Raw genomic sequence first — 18,485 nt, forward strand, 5'->3', positions numbered from 1 at the left:
ACGAATCGTTGTATACTTCACCTTTCTTCAAATCTGCTGTAAGTAATCAAGCGGTTCTCATTTGTTCACTGTTTTTGTCTAGAAATGTTACTCAATTGCTCTCGAAGGTCAGCCCATCTAATACCTTCTAGGCTGGGTAAAACAATATGAGCGGCTCCAACTCGCTCAACAGGGCCGAGTCCTATTGCCCACATCCCAGCAGCGAGAGCGGCTTCAACACCTGCTGCGGCATCTTCTACAACCACAGATTGCGCTGGTTCGATTCCTAGTTGCTTGGCTGCGTACAGAAATAGGTCGGGTGCTGGCTTGGGTTCTTGTACGCTGTAACCGTCTGCGATCGCATCTACTTTATCAGCAATGCCCAATCGCTCGATCACAGTCTGGGCATTTTTGCTCGCTGAACCAATACCGATCTTAATACCAGCTTGCCGCAGTTCATCCAACAGAGCGATCGCACCTGGTAACAAATCGTGGGATGTCATGTTTTGGATCAATTCCACATAGTAGCGATTTTTGCGCTCCATCATCTCTTCAATTTGTGCTTCCGAATACGCTCTATTCCCAAGAATCACCATCAGAGAAGCACGACGGGATACACCCCGCAGGGCTTCGTTAGCTTCTCGATTAAACGGTATACCTTCTTCATCAGCTAGCTTCTGCCAAGCGAGATAGTGAAGTTCTGCTGTATCTGTTAGCACACCATCTAAATCGAAGATGAATCCTTGGATGTTGGGGTTGTGGGGAGCAGCACTTCGGCTCCTTTCGACTTCGCTCAAGGCAAGTCGCTCAGTGACCGGGGAGGCAGGGGAAGCAGGGGAAGAAGTCTGGTGTTCAGAAGCTTGTGAGTGGGAATTTGGGGGATCGGGGGAGAGGGAAAGTTGGAGAAATTCTAGTTGACGAGTTATCTCTTGGGCGACTTTTCCCTGATGTAGATCGAAGTCGTGCCATTTCCCGCGCCAGTGCAGTTTAAACTTTAGACGCGTCCAGCCAGGGGGTAGGTGGGGGTTGGCTACAGGACCATTTTCAGTTAATTGGATGCCGCCGAATCCAAAAATTACAGCTTGCCAAATCCCACCTGCACTAGCACCGTGAATTCCATCGTTGGTGTTACCTCGGTTATCTTCAAGATCCACCATTAACGCCCGCATAAATTGTTCGTAAGCTTCAGCTGATTTGCCCAAATCGGAAGCTAAGATGGCTTGAACTGCTGGGCCAAGGGACGAACCATAAGTAATATCAGTGCGGGGTGCGTAGTAGTCCCAGTTTGTCTGCAATGCTTTTTCGTTGTAGGGAAAATCTGCTGATTCTCGCATTAAATATAGGAGCATTAATACGTCTGGCTGTTTAAGTACTTGAGATTTGTTGGTTTTATCAATACCTAAGATCGGTTGCATAGAGCGATCTCGTGGTTCATAATCTGCTAAGTTGATATCTTCCAATTGGAAAAATCCCTCGAACTGCTCGATTAGTCCTGTTGATGGATCATAGAAAAACAACATTTTGGCGATGATATCTTGCCAATGCGATCGCTCTTCTGGGGTCAGCTTTAGTTTCTGTTCTAGTTCGGTGGCTCGTTCGGGAAATTTGTCAGCCAACCAATTATAGACGGCGATCGCTTTCTCTAGATGCCATTGCGCCATCCGGTTTGTAAAGGCGTTGTTGTGGACTAATTCATGGTATTCATCCGCTCCGATTACTCCCCGGATTTCATACCATGAGCGCTCAGGATTGAATTCGACTCGACTACCCCAAAAGATCGCGGCATCTAAGATAATCTCTGCGCCGTACTTTTGCATCCAGTCATCATCACCAGTCGCTTGCCAGTAGTTCCAGACTGCGTAGGGGATATCTGCATTGATATGAATTTCGCGATCGCGACACCAAATCCGCACGTCTTCACCATAAAAATCACTGCCGATAGACCAACGTGGTGTTACTTCATCTCCGGTATCAGCACTTTCCCAAGCAAACATTGCCCCTTTATATCCGTAATGGCCTGCCTTGCGTCTAGCTCCTGGTAAGGTGTGCCAACGGTAACTGAGTAAGTTGCGGGCGATCGCTGGTTGGGTAAACAGAAACAAGGGCTGCATAAAAATTTCCGTATCCCAAAAGACATGACCGCGATAGCCAAACCCCGAAAGGGTTTTAGCAGGAATGCTCACCCTATCATCATGACGTGGGGCAGCAATCAGCAGTTGAAACAGATTGTAGCGAACAGCAAAAGTAGCTGTGCTATCTCCCTCAATCATGATGTCACTTTGCTGCCAAACCTCATCCCATGCCTGTTCATGAGCTTTTAGTAATGTTGCGTAATCTGGAAGGTGTGTGAGTTTTTCTCGAGCTGCTGGAACTGGTGTTTCAATCTCCCGCGAAGTAAAAACTGTCACGAGTTTTTCCACAGTTACGGTCTGCTGCGTTTTAGCCAAGAAGGTTGTACTCAAGGTAGGATAACCAGGTGCAGTATTGACTTGCAAAGATGCTTCAGTGCCTAAGATTGTCAACTTAGTTGCCATACCGAGTTCAATTCGAGAGTTGCGCGTGCGGCGTTGCAACCAAATTCCTTGGTTAATCTTGCCCTGGTCTAATTCTTCCCAATGATTGAACCCCTGATTTTCTGGATAGCCATTGATGCTAGCTTGAACTTCGATTAACCCATCAAAATCTATTGGTGTTAAATAGCAGCGTAGCGCTAAAACGTGAGGATCTGCAAGACTAGCAAAGCGTTCAAAACTGATGTCTATAGTGTGCCCACTGGGAGAGCGCCAACGCACGGCACGGATCAGTAGTCCATGACGCAGATCGAGTTGCCGATCATAGCGCAATATCTCACCTTGATCGAGACGGAAGCGATCGCCATTTACAATCACTATCAAGGGTAGCCAGTCAGGGCAATTTACCAGTTCGGTGTATACCACAGGCACATCATCATAGACACCGTGAATAAAAGTAGCTGGCAATGCATGAGGATAACCTTCCTCAAAACTGCCTCTTGTTCCCAGGTATCCATTGCCGATTGTAAAGACGGTTTCTTTAGAGTGCAATTGCTCAGGGTCAAACTGGGTTTCGATTAATATCCAGTCTGTGTAGATAAAATGGCGAGAACAACCTTTTGTTTGCATAAGTTGGCGAGTGGGGAATCGGGATTTTGAGTCTTTGAGCTAGATGAATGAGTCTTTGAACTCCGTTAATTAGTATTTGAGGTGGATGAACGGAGTTCTGAGGTGGATGAATCCAGTTCCAAGGTGGATGAACGGAGTTCCGAGGTGGATGAATCCAGTTCCAAGGTGGATGAACGGAGTTCTGAGGTGGATGAATCCAGTTCCAAGGTGGATGAACGGAGTTCTGAGGTGGATGAACGGAGTTCCGAGGTGGATGAATCCAGTTCCGAGGTGGATGAAATCCATTTCTAACTCCCCCCTGCTCCCCTGCTCCCCTGCTCCCCTGCTCCCCTACTCCCCCACTCCCCACTCCCTCATCCCCCCTTATGCTTTTCCAAAATCTTTTCGACTCTAGGTTTATAAATGAGATGAAATAAGGTTTCCATGTAGCGATCTCTAGCTTCGTTATTTTCGGGAGCAACAAAGTTCCAAAAACTAAATATCTTAGCAAGCAGTAGCAATCGATTACTATGTAAATGCCAATTATATTTGTGATGAATTCGCTGACTCATCCATTCTGAAACTTCGTGCCAGTATTCAGGATGAGTATCGCATTGTTCAAGGAAGTCTAAAATTTTCGTTGCTGTTCCCTCTAAGTCTGTAGGATTAAGATTAAATTGGTTTTCTTTGTTCTCGATAATTTCTAAAGAACCGCCAAATTGGGTAGCAAAAGTTGGCAAGCCAGAAATCATCGCTTCCAAAATACTCCGACCGAAGGATTCAAAACGGGCAAAATGGACATAAATTCCTTGAGAATCGGCAACTACTCGGTAGGCTTCGCCGATGTCCCGGCTAGGAACACGCATCCCCACCCAGCGAATCTTGCCATCGAGATGATATTGGTCGATAATGTCGTGGAGTTTTTGAATTTCTTCTGCTTCTTCTGGGTTGCTAGCTTCATGTAAATGCAGTTTAGTAGTTAATAAAATCAGGTTACAACGCTCTTGCAACGCCTGACTTTTACCAAAACATTCAGCTAGACCAGTGAAATTTTTGATTGAATTGATGGTATCAAGGGCAAAAATTGGTCGATTATTGGGGCGTTCTAAATAACCAAGAATTTGTGGATCTTCGCGGGTAAAGAGTAAATCGTGGACTTGTGTGCCAAGTTTAGAATCTCGGTTTTCTTTTTGGCTGTAGGGAAAGAAAATATTTTCATTTACTCCCGGCGGCACGAAGTTAAATTTAGGACTAAACAAATCAATGCCATCAACTACATGATACAACTGCGGCATCGTAAACCACTTGTATGACTCGTATTGACCGATGGTATCAGGCGTACCGACAATTTCTTGATAGGACGATGTGATGATAAAGTCAGCTGCATTCATACTAATCAAATCGGCGGTAAATTGTGCCGAAAAATGATATTTATCTTCTAAATCTTGCCAATATAAATTGCTAAATAGATATTTAGGTTTTTCCAAAGAATGGGCAATGTTACATTGGGTGACTTTCATGCGGCGAGATAGCAGAAAGGCTACTAAATTACCATCGCTGTAATTGCCAACAACTAAATTAGGTTTGCCTTGGAATTGAGCTAGTAATTCTCTTTCTGCATCTATTGCAAATTGTTCTAAATAAGGCCAAATCTCAAATTTAGAAATCCAATTATTCGTAATCTCTGGATTGAATTCACCAAAAGGAACGCGCAATATCCAAGCATTTTCAGTATCTTGGACTTTTTCTAAGGGCAGGTTACAAAATGTGCCTTCACAGTTGGGGATTAATCGAGTCAGAATAATCACATGGGGTTTAATACCTAGCTGATCGAGTCCAGCGAGTTTGATTTGTTCGCGCAGTTCGTTTTCTAGGCTGCGAGCTTGTTCGAGGACGTAGATAACTTGACCGAGTGTTTCATCTCTTCCCAAAACATCCTCCTGTCCAACCCAGCCGTGGACAGAAACAAGGACGACGCGAAAGATGGCGGGGACGCGGGCCACAAAAGCTTCTAAAATGGCAGGTTCGGGAGAGTAAATGAGTCGGTCGAGGAGTTCTAAAGTTTCAGAGACTCGCGCCGCAGTATTACCCCAACCCGGCTCAAAGCCGAGTTCTTGGAGATCAAAGCGGAATTTTTCATAAGGTTCATCAGGCGATCGCTCGCTCAGGAATTTGAGGGCTAGCTTAATTTGTTTGGCTAACTGAATACCGGAAGGAATGCGATCGCTTAACAATAGGCGAATACCATCGCATTGCAGCCTATGTAATGCTTTAAATAACATTTCTACCCAATATTCAGAGTCAGTCAACAATTGATTGCACAGGTAACGGTTGAGGAAGGCTAAACCTTGACCAATATTTCTCGCATCATCAATTCTTGGAGAACTCTCATAAAAGGGGTGGAGGTCGATTTCGAGGATATGGGGTTGGTAGCGGTTGACTAGACGATCTCTCACATCTAACAGCGCTTGAGGCGTCATCTGCTCGAACCTGCTATCGGCTGTCAGTTGCCAAACTTCTTGATTAGCAATCCTCGGTCGAATCACGAACCAAGTTCTTTCCTCTTCGAGAATGATTTCGTGGGTATATTGTATTAGTTTGCCAACAGAAGAAGAGTGGTAAAAATAGGCTGGCTTTTGCGATTGATGACAGTAATCAGCAAAGAAAAGCAAAATCTCATTTCTTAGGAAGTAATGCTTACCTGAAACACTCAATGCATAAATCAACTGATGCAGAGCAGTTTTTTCATCACCGTTGGAGAGAGCTTGAACTAGTTCATACATGATGACGAATTCCAGAAATTTAGCTAGGTGATAACCTCATTTTTCTTTCCAGTTTTCGGTTTGCTGAGGTATATTCCCCAAACGATCGTAAATTACTATAAAAATCTTTGCGTCTAGCTCTGGGATGAAAGGCTGTGAGAACTTCAAATCTATGGGATGAGGAAGTAGAGAAAGGCAAGGTATAAAACACTATTTTCAATTAAGTACTAAAGCCAAATTGGAGCGATCGCTAGTAAGCTTGAAATATAATTATTTTGACTTTTAGCTTTTGACCCTTCGACTGCACTCAGGGTCAACTTTTGACTTCCACCTTGCGGTACTAGTCTTATATCAAGCCTATATTAATAACTTTTTGTAGGGCTTTTTCAAAGCCTATACCCTGTTTAAGAGCGATATACAAAAATACTATTGCAGCTGAACGAATTGAATTATCACAATGTATCAAAGTCGGTTTAGGTAGTTCAGTGATGAGTTCAGATATCTGGAGCATACATTGATGATTAATATCTTCAGATTTAGTTGGGAAATTAACATAATACAATCCCAAAAGCTCAGTTTTTTCTTGTTCAGTAGCCAGCAAACCTGTTTCGTCAGCCATACGTAGATTCACTACAGACTTATAACCATCATCAGCTATTTGTTGTAGCTGATCTGGTGTAATTTGCCCTGCGATCGCTAACTCATGATTAATTTCCCTAATAATGTTCATCAGCCGGATTAACTCCATTTTGCCGACATTGCCCTAGCTTTAACCCTAGCAAAGCAATTTGAGGAACTTGTGAGGAAATCATCAAAATCTAAAGAATTGGTGCATTGGGCATGGTGAAGAGACAAGGTAGACAAGGAAGAGGCGGCAGATAAGGGAGAGACTTTCAAAGATCGAGCAGGTCATGAATCAGTTGTGATAAACGTTTGATTTCGTTCTCAATAGTTTGAAAAAAGCGATCGCGCCATTTCATTACGGCTAGAAAGCCCAAAATTAAAGCATACGCGACTTTTGACTTTTGCCTTTTGACTTTTGCCTTTTAACTTTTGCCTTGTGCTACTAGCACACTTAGGCGTAAATTAGCTACCCATTTGAAATGTCTAAAACCCTTACACAATGGGAATTACGAATTACGAATTACGAATTACGAATTACGCGAAGCGGTACTAGCCTCTGAATAAATTGTGTAAGGTTTTTAATAATTCTCTACCTGTATAGGGTTTTAATAAAACTGCTTGTACATTATCATCAGCAGATTGAGCAAAGATTTCCATTGAGTTGAGTCCGCTACAGGCAATAATTTGAACTTGCGTATTCATTCTTCGCAAGGTGCGAATGGCGATGATTCCATCCATTTTTGGCATTATTAGATCCATCAATACGGCATTGATTTGATGCTCGTATTGGGCGTAAAGCGCGATCGCCTCAATGCCATTACTGGCAGTTAGTATCTTATAGTTATGCTTTTCCAAGATGATTGTGACAATCTCCCGAATTTGGGGTTCATCATCCACAACCAAAATCAATTCTCCCTCTCCTGGAAGCAAATCCAGGTCTTCTATGTTGAACGCTTGGGTTGCTTCCACTGCTGGTAAAAACAGGTCAAATTTGCTGCCTATATCAACATTGCTAGACACTTTGATAAAACCGTCGTGGTTTCTGATGATTCCCAGCACTGTTGAAAGTCCAAGTCCGGTACCTGCATTGACTTGTTTTGTAGTAAAAAATGGCTCAAAAATTCTATCTATTATGTCTGGCGGTATCCCAATTCCGTTATCGGCAACGGTAATCACAATATAATGCCCAACCTTGGCATCAAGATTCATTCGCGTATAAGCTTCATCAATAAACTTATTTTCTACAGAAATATTGATATTACCGCCATCTGGTAGAGCATCGCGGGCATTTACTACCAGATTGATCAATACTTGATGCAGTTGTGTGATGTCTCCATTTACAGCCCAAATTTCTTCTGGGATAAACGTGGAAAGTTCAATAGATTTGGGAAATGTCTGTTTGGCAATTTGGACAATTTCTGAAATCAGATGCTGGATTTGGATAATTCTTCGCTCTCCTTTATTTCCTCGCGCAAAGGACAAGATTTGCTTTACTAAAGCTGCTCCGCGTTTGGCGTTGGTTTCTACAAGTGCCAAAAGTTGCCCAGAACGCTCCTCATCTTGTAAAAATCTTCCCTGTAGCAATTGAGCCGCTGCCAAAATTGGTGTCAATATATTGTTCAAGTCGTGGGCAATTCCACCTGCAAGAGTGCCAAGGCTTTCCAATCGCTGGGTGCGAAAAAACTGCTCTTGGAGTTGTTTCTTTTCGGTGATGTCAGTGTCAACAGTCAGGATGGATTTGGGTTTTCCCGCAGAATCGCGCATCAATGTCCAGCGGCTTTCCACAAGAATTTTCTGACCAGATTTTGTAACTTTATTTAACTCACCTTGCCAAGAGCCACTCTCAATTACTCTTTTCAGGGGTACTTCCAATTGCTGCTGAGTTCCTGCTGTGTGAAAAATCTCCTGGAGGTTTTTTCCGATCGCCTCTGTAGAAAGCCAACCGTACATCCGCTCTGCACCTTGATTCCAGAATAAGATTTGAGACTGGAAATCTCGAACTAATATGGCATCGGTGGCAATATCAAGTAAAGCGGCTTGTTCAGAGATTTTTTGTTCTGCCAACTTGCGCTCAGTGACATCCCTATTTGTGCCGACGATCCGGATCGGCTGACCGATTTCGTTATAGTAAACCTGACCTTTGCAGTTTAACCAGTGTAAGCTGCCGTCGGGCCAGACAATTCGATACTCTATAGATCCCTTTCCTTGCTCAATCATCCGCGCTATACTCGCAGCCACAGATTCGCGGTCTTCTGGATAGATTAAATTGAGATAATCTTCATAGGTTGGACACAAGCTGTTGCTCGGTAGACCATAAAGTGGCCCCATATTGGCAGACCAAATACCAGTATTAGCGATCAAGTTCCGCTCCCAGATGCCAATTTGGGCTGCTTCGGTAGCTAAACTCAATCGCGCTTCACTTTCTTGCAGTGACTCTTCGACCAGTTTGCGTTTGGTGATATCTTCGGCGATGCCACCATAGTATAGAACTTTTCCTTGGTCATCATAGACAGTAAAACTCCGATCCCAAATCCAGCGCATCGATCCATCAGGTCGGAAAATTCGATATTCTATTGAAGCGGATTCACCACTAAGCTGTTGCTTTGCTGCTTTAGTGGTTAGACCGCGATCGTCTGGATGAACGGAGTCTATCCAAGACTCAGGCCGCTCCAATAAACTTTGGCAAGAGCGACCCCAAATTTTTTCATAGGCAGGACTAACATACAAGGTTCGGAATGAATCTGTGCTGGCAATCCAGATAACTGCGTGGGTGTTTTCGGCAAATTTGCGAAATTTTTCTTCACTTTGACGCAGTGCTGCTTCGGCAAGTTGGCGTTCGTGTAGCGTAGCTTGCTGTTCGGTAATATCTCTGCCTACCTCTTGGATTTCAACAACCTCTCCTTTGTCGTTACGAATTGCGATCGCATTCCATTGAAACCAGCGGATACCGTTGACTGTCAATGCACGTTGCTCGCGATTCATCAAGGGATACAATGAAGATCCTAAAGCTGCCACATCTTCCATCGCTTCAGGCAAGTCATCTGGATGAATAAATTGGAAAATTGACTGACCGCGAAACTCATCTTGTTTCCAACCGAAAATTTGACAAGCAGCTGCATTGGCAAAGGTAATCTGCCCTTGTAAATCAATGCGGATAATTATGTCAGTTTGGCTTTCCACGAGTTGGCGATAGAGGTTTTCGCTCTGGCGTAATGCAACTTCTGCGCGTTGGCGATCCCTTCGGGCAGCTTCGCTAACGGTAATTTCTTGTTGCAACAGAACATTGGACATCACAAGTTCTGCTGTTCGTTCCGCCACTCGTTGTTCTAACTCCTCGTAAGCTTGGCGCAGTGATTCCTCTGCCTGGTGGCGTTCGCTAATATCGCAGAGTAACCAGCGCCAGCCAACTTGCTTACCCTTTGAATCGTACATGGCAGCGGCTTTAATACTAGCCGGAAAAGCTGTACCTCCCCGTGGTTTTAAGTAAGCTTCCCACTTCTGTTCCTGCTGTTTATTAATTAGTCGAGTGTTAAAAGTGTGACGGTCTTGGTAAGGAATAAATAAAATTAATGGTTTGTTTAGCAAATATTTTTGGCGTACAGCGAGCAAGATTGTTGCTGCTCGGTTAGCCTCTTGGATAATACCTACTGTATCAGTTACCAAATAAGCATCTGGAGCGAACTCAAACAAATCCCGGTAACGTTGACGCTCCAATTCTACTAGTTCGCGGGCAACGCCCAACTCTTCATTTTGTTCGCGCAGTTCTTCTTCCACAACCTGGAGTTCTTCGAGGGCTTGCTGAAGCTCCTGATTAACTTGCATAATTTCAGCCGATTGTGCCTCAACCCATAGCTTTAAGTTATTTTGAGTCTGGCAGCACACTTGCTGTATCTCTGTATACTGATTAACCTGGCTAAATTCATCTCTGGGTTTTTGTAAATATTGCTGCAAGCCTTCAACGACCCCTACCATTTTTACCAAGTCAAAGGCTTGTAGCAAGCTAGTCTCGTTAATGACTCCTACCAATTGTCCGCGATCGTCTAAAACGGGCAAATAGCCAGTTTGATGCTCACGCAATAACGATAAAGCGATGAAAATATCTTGAGAATCTGATTGTCTAAGGGTAATTACTGGCTGCGTCATCACTTCAGCCATTGTCACCCCAGATAAATCTATTCTCGAAGCTATAAGTCTAACTACATCTCTTTCAGTAAAAATACCTAATAAATTTCCTCCGTCCATAACCAAGACACAACCAGATTTTGGTTGATTTCCAAAAGTTAAGTTCAGCGAAGAATTTAAGTTGCTAGATGCATAATTAATACATCCTTGTTGACTCATCAATAAAATAGCTTCGATTACAAAACTATCAGGATTAATCGTTAATGGAGAATAATTTATAACATGATTTAAACTAGGTAAGTTAATCAGTCGATCGTTAAATTGCATAGTTAATTTATCAATACTAATAAACTTTTTGACATTCAGGACAAATTAGCAGAAGTCAGCAACAGGCAAAACGAGTCAGCTATTGAACATCAGAAATTATTGTGGCGGAATAACTATCAAGCAACTAGCAAGCGGCTAAAATGTAATTATAAATTAACTATAAAGCAACTATAAATTAATTGTATTGATAAATACAGGATTGAACTATTATAATGACTAATACATACAATACAAGTTAGTAACTAAACTAGAAAGTAAATAAAATTTTACAGCCGTCAAATTCATTCTATTGTCAAATTTATAAATAGATGATTTGCGAACTCAAGATATTACCTTAAGTGATAGTTTTGATAGTCTTATTACTGTGAAATATTTGAAATTAATTGATGAGTGCAAATATTAAACCCTTGGTCTCAAACATTGACAGAGGCTCAGAATTTCGGCTTTCTTAATAAACTCCAGCAAGACTTCAATAAACAATACAAAAAATAGACCTCTTGCATAAGTCGAATAGACCCCCCTTAATCCCAGGGCTGTTTCATTCCATTTCAAACAGGATTTGTCAAGATGATTAGCGAGAAAAATTGTAAGTGAGGGTGACGACCAGATGAACTTTTAAGCACTTAAACAACAGTAAAATTGTTCATTTTCTCGGCACGCTGGTAACAAAATAATCAATTTTTAATCGCTAGAACCCTTGATTTTTATAGCCATTTAGGGAACATCGGGGAGGGTTGGGGAGGGGTGATTCAAAGATTTTTGCAAGAGACTCCACGAGCTGCGCTCACAAGGAACAATGAAAATGTCTTTTCCTCCAGCATAGCTGCCTTCTTCAATCTATTCATAAGTAGGTGGCACGCTAGCAGTAACATCGCTCTGAAGCCCCACATTTATAGTTATAAGAATTTATACGAAGATAATTTGAGGAACTTGTGAAAAAACCGCTAAATTAGCCGGAAAGTCTTACTTAAGAATTGTGTATAAGTTTTGCAAAACCATTAAGTATTTTGACTATCCTCACAACTTCCTCATATTTAATGACTATAGTCAAAATATAGACAGTTTCTTTTTAATATCTACGGGCTTCTCAAATAGCTGCCCTGAATCGCAATAACACTTTTATGAACAGGATTTGAGAAAAATATGAATTACTGTCCTTGCTGCTCAAGTTTACTTTTAGAACATATACGCGGTGCAGAGACTTACTGGTTTTGTCGTCACTGCTGGCAGGAAATGCCTATTTATAATAGGAATAATAGGAACGAATCCAGTTCATTCGCTGATGTTGTCATGGGAAAACTACCTAGAAAGCCTCAGAAAGAAAAACGTAGTAGTACTATTGTTTACGCAAGCCAATGGCAATCGATTACCGAATGGATTGGGCTAGAAGAGTTATCTACCTAATCCAATTTACTGAAACGGATTAGTATAATTGTTTTTCTTGATTTCAGTAATTAATTGCTCAAGAATGTGAGACTATAGCCTATTTATTAGGTATTAATTGACACATTTAGATAAAGAAAACAGAAAAATTTCTCAAACCCACAGCCAAAGAGGTGAGGTTGCTTCTGAGGTTAGGCTATGTCTGACTGGAGGTAGCAACCCCTAATTAACCATTCCTATGCAGAGTAGGCAAACAAGACGACAATGGTAATATCATTTTGGATTTTAGACTTCGGCTCCTTTCGGCTTCTCTACGACACGCTACGCGTTAGCGGAGCTTTCCATGAGAGCGATACGTTCAAGGCAAGAAGTCGCTCAGTCGAATGATTTTAGGCTTTGAACCTTGTTTATTTTTCTTCACACAGCTTGATTTTATTGTACCAACTTATTTAACAGAGAATTATTACGCTAGCAATGGTTCTCTTATCTTTTCAAACCAAAGCTATCCATCAAGATTTATTGCTTACTTTAATAATCTCTTGCTTATAGCCCCCGATTAATTCGAGAGCTTTTAATGTTGAAAACTGAATTTGTAATTTTGATTTTATGGAATGCAGCTAATAGGGTTTAGCCTTATGCAGCCTCAATCATCTTCCCAAGATTCGTGATTCAGTAAATCGATAATTCTATCTCTGAGTAGAAATTCATTTTTTTCTAACTCCAGTTCAAAATTAATCCAGTCACGATGAGGAATATATTTACAGAGGGTGTAAATTGGCTGTTGACGGTTAACAAGTCTCTTTTTAACAAGTTGAAGCGCTTCTTCTTTGATAACTTGGATGTCATATTTTACCGTAGTATTCATAAGTCGTTCCTTTATTTTCAATCAAGGAATTAAGACTCAAAACAATAGTTGCTTTGACTCTCCCTTAAACTTATCAAATAAAATTGACGAGAATTGTGAAGAATCAAGACATTAATAGTTGCTGAAAGTTAAATACAGGAGATTTCAACTTCTCGTGCGATCGCGAACAGAGTGTTAGAGGCAGAGGCTACGCTAACATGAGATACACAAAGACCCAACCACTTTCCCATTTATAAGGCTTGTCACTACGTTAGTCGTCCCGGCTGACTTGTTCGCTCTTAACCTTCTTGCTATGAAAGCAAGTGGAGTGAGGGTTGCTCATGGAGTCTCTTGCAAAAGTCTCTAACACCTCATCCCCAACCCCTCCCCAAAGCATAGGGGAGCGTTTGCTTTACTCAAATGCAGGGTGGGGTTCTTTATTTTTGATTTATGCAAGAAGTCTAATCTAGATGTTCTCTGGGCGACTTGTCAGAAGGTAGGCTAGGGTAAAGAACATTCTCTAGAAAACTTCTATTATGCTTCTGAATCTTGATAAAGTTCGTCAATATTTTCCGGCTCTAGCTGGTGAATGGACTTTTTTTGATAATGCTGGTGGGTCACAAACCTTGAAAAAAGTAGTAGATAGAATTAGCGAATTTCTCCTAAGTTCTGATGTCCAGTTGGGAGCTTCTTATGGAATCTCTCAACTGGCTGGAGAACGATTGGCTTTAGCAACTAGGGAAATGGCTACTTTCATTAATGCCAATTCTTATAAAGAAGTAGTCATGGGGCCATCGACTACAATGATGTTGAAAGTTCTTTCAATTTGTCTCGGTAAAACCTTCACCTCTGGTGATGAAGTTATTGTTACTAATTGTGACCATGAGGCTAATATTGGTGCTTGGGTCGCTCTTGAAAAACAAGGAATAAAGGTTAAAGTGTGGCAAGTTCGCCCAGATACTTTAGAACTTCATTTAGCAGATTTAGAACCATTGATCAGTCAGCGCACAAAACTGGTAGCCTTGACTCATGCTTCTAATGTTCTGGGAACCATCAACCCAATCAAAGAAATTGCTGCATTTGTACACGATCGCAACGCTATGATTTGTGTAGATGGTGTAGCTTATGCACCTCACAGATTAGTTGATGTCCAAGATTTAGATGTTGATTTTTATACTTTGAGTTTTTATAAAGTCTATGGGCCGCACCATGCCTTACTTTATGGCAAAGAAGAACATTTATTAAGATTGCCTGGTCTTAACCATTATTTTATTGACCAGACAGATATACCTTATAAATTTCAATTAGGGAATGTCAATTTTGAATTAAGTTATGGAATGTTAGGTTTATGTGATTATTTAAGTGAATTAGCACAACTGCACTATGGGAATGAAACTGCACCTGATTTGAGAAATCAAATGGTGCAAGCGTTTGATTTAATTAGCATACATGAAGAACATATTAGCGATCGCCTCCTAAATTACCTCAACAGTAAGCCGAATGTGCGAGTGATTGGTCAATCAAAGGCTGACCGTAAATTCCGTGTACCAACTATATCTTTTGTCGTCGATGGAATAAATAGCTCAACCATTCCGGCAAAAGTTGACCAACATTATATTGGGATTCGCTATGGGGACTTTTATGCCAAACGGCTGATTGAATACCTGGGGTTAGCATCCCAAGGTGGAATAGTCCGGGTGAGTATGGTGCATTACAACACCCTTGAGGAAGTTAACAACTTGATTGAGGCTTTTGAGCAGATATTTTAAGATTGGGCATTGGGTATGGGGCATTGGGGATTGGGGATTGAAAAGAGACAGGGTAGACAAGGAAGAGGGGGAAGAACAGGAAAAGATTTATTCAATAATTCCTCCTTGTCCCCCTTGTCCCCCTTGTCCCCCTTGCTCCCCTTGTCCCCCTTGTCCCCCTTGTCCCCCTTGTCCCCCTTGTCCCCCCTTGCTCCCCTTGTCCCCATTACCTATTACTAAGGTGCAAAACTTGCACTTCTTCTTGTGGGGAAATTAATGTTTTACCCACTGGGAGAACAGCTAAGGCATTGGTTTGAGCTAAATTAATTAAATTGCCGGAACTGTGACTACCAGCAGCTTTGTGAAATTCATAAACTCCATCAATTAAATGCAATTTACCCCAAAGGTAAGTTTCACGTTTACCATTCGATCGCAATTCATCATGCGATCGCACTTTCAAAAATGCTGGTTCCCAACCTTCAGTAATTCCCGAAAGTTTCTTGATTGCTGGTAGCACAAATCGCCAAAATGTCACCAGTACAGCAGCAGGGTTTCCTGGTAAACCAAAATAAAGCGGGGAGTTTGTAGAGACGCGATTAATCGCGTCTGTTGGATTAATCGCGTCTCCACTAGGGAAAGTGGCGACAGTCAAGGGTTTTCCTGGACTGATTTCCACAGCCTGAATGTGGATTTTTGCTTTTAGTGACTCTAGAATTTTGTCAATATAGTCATAATCTCCCACAGAGACGCCACCAGAAGAGAGAACTATATCAGCGATCGCAATGGCGTGAGCAATAACTTTCTCCAAAGCAACTGGATCGTCTTTCACAATGCCTAAAATTAACGGTTCTGCACCACTTTGTCTCACCAAAGCTGCCAGTGCATACTGATTAGAATCCACAATTTGCCCTGATTGCAGCGGTTTATCAGCTGTCACCAACTCATCACCAGTGGAAAAAATTGCCACCCGCGGACGGCGGTAAACAGTTAATTGCGGACACTGTGCTGCTGCCAATACGGCAATTTCTGAGGCATTTAACTTAATTCCTGCTGGTAGTAGTTGTGTTCCAGCTTGATAAAAAGATGCTTTGTGTCTAACAAATTCTTGCGGTTTTGATGCAGCTAGAATAAATACGCGGTTTTCCTCGCGGCGTGTTTTTTCTTGCATAACTACAGTATCCGCACCTGCTGGGATTACCGCACCTGTAAAAATTCGTGCGGCTTGCCCTGGTTGAATCGTAGACTTGGGTTGATAGCCAGCCGGAATCTCTTCAACAATTTCTAAAACGGTTGGTTGTTCGGTGCTGGAGTGTTGTACATCTTCGTAGCGAACTGCGTAGCCATCCATTGCCGAATTATCCCAATGGGGAAAATCTAGCGGACTGGTAACAGGCGTTGCCAAAATGCGACTATCTGCTGTCAATAAATCTACAACTTCTGTATCCCGTTGACGATCCAACGGCTGCACCAAATTTAAAATAATTGCTTGTGCATCGCTGACTGATAACATAGCGATCGCCTCCGACTTTTTTCTTTTATTCTTGGGTAGCTTTGTCTAGATTTCTATAAGCGGTAAATCCCAAACTACACACTGTTAGTAAACCGATAATTATGCTTCCTTCGGGGACTTTGGATACCTGAACTGAATTGTTACTTAAATCTAGTATTTGCTCTGTGCGTGCTGCATCTCTATTGATCAAATGAAATTCTTTAGCTAGAACCTGATTGCTAAAACCTTCATCTATTAGTGCGAGATTATTATTAAGCCATGTGTCGCCAGGAAGCTCATTATCCTTGCCAACATCAAAGGGGCCAAAGATTTCCTCGGTAGTGCTATCAAAGTTGAATCTCAAAAAGCCGTAGTTAGATATCCCATTAAGCACTGGAGTGAAACTATTTATCAGATTACTCAAGGGATCAAAGAAGGAAATTGAGAGAGATTGCAAGTTCTTCGTAGCTCCCAAGCCTGTTTCCGAAATGACGCTGGGAGCAGTTCTTGTATCGTAGTTAAATGAACCTTTCGCTGAATAACCTGTATCTCCTTTCCAGTTAAATTTGAACTCAGCAGCATGAGCCAGGTTGTTGGTGGTTATAGCGATCGCTAATGCTAAAGTAGTAGTCGTCACCAGACTAATAGCTGTTTTAGTAAACAGATGTGTCATAGATACAACTTCCAAATTAATTAAAATGAAGTTTATACAACAATACAATATAGATGTATAACCCTACTGTATGTTGTATCCATGAGCTGTAGCGGCTACTCTATGAGATGCCAACAAAATAGCCATAAAGTATTAAAAATTACCTAAGTACTTAATTCTATTTTTGAGTCGTGCAGTTGGTAGTTGTACAAATTTTTGTTGGCTGATTTTTGTTCCTTTACAGCGCAGCAACTAGCCAAGTCATCATCTTAAGATTAAAAACAGGAGCGATCGCTATTTCCCAACCCCTAAATAAAATACTTATTTTGTATGACTATCGAACGACTTCCCCAAAAACACTATCCCAAAGCTGAGATTGGGCGGCGAGGTATGGCATTGGGACTTGATTTCCTTGGTGTCTGGTTAGTCAGTTCCCTGTTGGGAGGCAGCGATATCGGTATTCAATTTATTGAAATCTTAGTTTTTGTAATACTTTGGCTGTTTTTGCGGGTAGTGGTGGTATACAACAATCAAGGGCAAAGTTTAGGGCGTTGGGCTTTCGATTTAAAGGTACTGGAAGTCGAAGATGGGGAAGTAGTGGGCAGAATTCCCGATTTGCTCTCACTAGTGAAGCGAGAGGCGATTATCGGCTTGGGTGCTTTATTAGTGTCAATTGCCCTGAGTAATATTAGAGCCAATCCCACTGCTATACTGCTAGTAATTCCCCTAGCAATTGATTGTGGGACTGCCTTCTCTGATACCCAGATGCGGCAGGCTTTACACGATCGCTATTGTGGAACTTTTATCGTTTCGTCGCGTCGTGGCTACTCGCTCGATATAAAAATTAAAAGATTAGTTGAAAATATACGGCGGAATGTGAGAAGATAGTCATTTGTGTTAATTCTCTTCAGGCTTCACTTTTTGTAAGATTATGGCTAAGAGTAAAGGTGCCCGCATTATCATCACACTAGAGTGTACCGAGTGCCGGACAAATTCAGATAAGCGTTCTGCTGGTGTTAACCGTTATACCAGTACTAAGAATCGTCGCAACACCACTAACAGGCTAGAACTGAAAAAGTTCTGCACCCACTGCAACAAACATACCGTTCACAAGGAAATTAAGTAGAGATGAGTTATTTCCGTCGTCGTCTTTCTCCAATCAAGCCAGGAGAACCAATCGATTATAAAGATGTTGATTTATTGCGTAAGTTTGTCACCGAGCGGGGAAAGATACTGCCACGTCGGATTACCGGGCTGACATCTCAGCAACAGCGAGAGTTGACATTAGCAATTAAACGTTCGCGGATTGTGGCTTTGTTGCCATTTATCAATGCCGAAGGCTAAAACAATTTTGGATTTGGAATTTTGGATTTTGGATTATTTAAAGAGAATGTCCAAAATCTGAAATCTGAATCAGAGAGTGTAAAATAGATTGC

Annotated in this window: 13 protein-coding genes; 5 read left to right on the forward strand and 8 right to left on the reverse strand. The window is 41.9% G+C overall.

Going from position 1 to position 18,485, the window contains the following annotated elements; genetic code table 11:
- Nucleotides 1–65: 65 nt before the first annotated feature.
- From pgmB to NSTCB13_RS35545, 5 genes are all read right to left on the reverse strand, one after another.
- Complete coding sequence (gene pgmB, locus NSTCB13_RS35525) at nucleotides 66–3,119, reverse strand: beta-phosphoglucomutase (protein ID WP_448275688.1); 3,054 nt, start codon at nucleotides 3,117–3,119, stop codon at nucleotides 66–68.
- Nucleotides 3,052–3,468 (reverse strand): hypothetical protein, encoded by a 417-nt coding sequence (locus NSTCB13_RS35530; protein WP_448275689.1) that lies wholly within the window; start codon nucleotides 3,466–3,468, stop codon nucleotides 3,052–3,054. Before NSTCB13_RS35530 ends, pgmB begins: the two co-directional genes overlap by 68 nt.
- 4 nt (nucleotides 3,469–3,472) lie before the next feature.
- Nucleotides 3,473–5,881, reverse strand: coding sequence for a sucrose synthase (locus NSTCB13_RS35535; protein ID WP_448275691.1), 2,409 nt, complete (start codon nucleotides 5,879–5,881; stop codon nucleotides 3,473–3,475).
- A 325-nt stretch (nucleotides 5,882–6,206) separates the two neighbouring features.
- A complete protein-coding gene (locus tag NSTCB13_RS35540; protein ID WP_445626339.1) occupies nucleotides 6,207–6,590 on the reverse strand; it encodes a beta-lactamase hydrolase domain-containing protein in 384 nt (127 codons plus the stop codon).
- Nucleotides 6,591–7,033: 443 nt separating this feature from the next.
- Complete coding sequence (locus NSTCB13_RS35545) at nucleotides 7,034–10,933, reverse strand: PAS domain S-box protein (protein WP_448275692.1); 3,900 nt, start codon at nucleotides 10,931–10,933, stop codon at nucleotides 7,034–7,036.
- 1,143 nt (nucleotides 10,934–12,076) lie between these two features.
- On the opposite strand from NSTCB13_RS35545, the gene NSTCB13_RS35550 reads away from it, so the two are divergent.
- Entirely contained in the window at nucleotides 12,077–12,337 is a 261-nt protein-coding gene (locus NSTCB13_RS35550; protein WP_448275694.1) for a hypothetical protein, read from the forward strand.
- A 622-nt stretch (nucleotides 12,338–12,959) separates the two neighbouring features.
- Here NSTCB13_RS35550 and NSTCB13_RS35555 read toward each other — a convergent pair.
- Entirely contained in the window at nucleotides 12,960–13,181 is a 222-nt protein-coding gene (locus tag NSTCB13_RS35555; RefSeq protein WP_445626341.1) for a DUF4327 family protein, read from the reverse strand.
- A 515-nt stretch (nucleotides 13,182–13,696) separates the two neighbouring features.
- Between NSTCB13_RS35555 and NSTCB13_RS35560 the strand changes: the two genes are divergently transcribed.
- Nucleotides 13,697–14,929 carry a cysteine desulfurase-like protein gene (locus tag NSTCB13_RS35560; RefSeq protein WP_448275695.1) on the forward strand — a complete coding sequence of 411 codons (1,233 nt, stop codon included), beginning with the start codon at nucleotides 13,697–13,699 and terminating at the stop codon, nucleotides 14,927–14,929.
- A gap of 205 nt (nucleotides 14,930–15,134) precedes the next feature.
- On the opposite strand, the gene NSTCB13_RS35565 is transcribed toward NSTCB13_RS35560, so the two are convergent.
- Both NSTCB13_RS35565 and NSTCB13_RS35570 read right to left on the reverse strand, forming a co-directional pair.
- Nucleotides 15,135–16,418 carry a molybdopterin molybdotransferase MoeA gene (locus NSTCB13_RS35565; protein ID WP_448275697.1) on the reverse strand — a complete coding sequence of 428 codons (1,284 nt, stop codon included), beginning with the start codon at nucleotides 16,416–16,418 and terminating at the stop codon, nucleotides 15,135–15,137.
- 25 nt (nucleotides 16,419–16,443) lie between these two features.
- On the reverse strand, nucleotides 16,444–17,070 hold the full coding sequence (locus NSTCB13_RS35570) for a hypothetical protein (protein ID WP_448275699.1): 627 nt from the start codon (nucleotides 17,068–17,070) through the stop codon (nucleotides 16,444–16,446).
- 309 nt (nucleotides 17,071–17,379) lie between these two features.
- On the opposite strand from NSTCB13_RS35570, the gene NSTCB13_RS35575 reads away from it, so the two are divergent.
- Genes NSTCB13_RS35575 through rpsR form a run of 3 tightly spaced genes read left to right on the forward strand, consistent with a single transcriptional unit; the run spans nucleotide 17,380 to nucleotide 18,393 of the window.
- Complete coding sequence (locus tag NSTCB13_RS35575; protein ID WP_445626346.1) at nucleotides 17,380–17,937, forward strand: RDD family protein; 558 nt, start codon at nucleotides 17,380–17,382, stop codon at nucleotides 17,935–17,937.
- A 43-nt stretch (nucleotides 17,938–17,980) separates the two neighbouring features.
- Nucleotides 17,981–18,175 carry a 50S ribosomal protein L33 gene (gene rpmG / locus NSTCB13_RS35580; protein WP_094351774.1) on the forward strand — a complete coding sequence of 65 codons (195 nt, stop codon included), beginning with the start codon at nucleotides 17,981–17,983 and terminating at the stop codon, nucleotides 18,173–18,175.
- Between the two features lie 2 nt (nucleotides 18,176–18,177).
- Complete coding sequence (rpsR, locus tag NSTCB13_RS35585) at nucleotides 18,178–18,393, forward strand: 30S ribosomal protein S18 (RefSeq protein WP_012411240.1); 216 nt, start codon at nucleotides 18,178–18,180, stop codon at nucleotides 18,391–18,393.
- The last annotated feature ends 92 nt before the right edge of the window (nucleotides 18,394–18,485 follow it).

The organism is Nostoc sp. DSM 114160 (genome assembly GCF_053470305.1).